Raw genomic sequence first — 335 nt, forward strand, 5'->3', positions numbered from 1 at the left:
TTCGGACTGGCGAAACTGGTGGATTCAACGCCCATCACACAAACCGGAACCACGCTAGGCACGATGGCGTACATGTCCCCCGAGCAGATCCAGGGGCGGCCGGTCGATCACCGCGCAGACCTGTTCTCCTTTGGGGTACTCCTTTTCGAGATGCTTGCCGGTCAGCGACCCTTTGCCGGACAGTACGATGCGGCACTCTCCTATGCTATCGTCAATGAAAAACCACCGTTACTTTCTGACTTCCTGTCCAACACTCCGCAAAAACTCTCGTTGCTGGTCAACCGTCTGCTGGAAAAAGATCCCGCTAAACGATTTTCAGATAGTGAGCAATTGGC

The 335-nt window shown here is 54.3% G+C and carries 1 protein-coding gene; it reads left to right on the plus strand.

The window, feature by feature from the left end:
* On the plus strand, positions 1-335 hold a 335-nt coding region (locus L6773_RS21375; RefSeq protein WP_237856714.1), incomplete at both ends, for a protein kinase domain-containing protein.

Source organism: Rhodohalobacter sulfatireducens (assembly GCF_022012475.1).
Taxonomy (GTDB): Bacteria; Bacteroidota; Rhodothermia; order Balneolales; family Balneolaceae; genus Rhodohalobacter; species Rhodohalobacter sulfatireducens.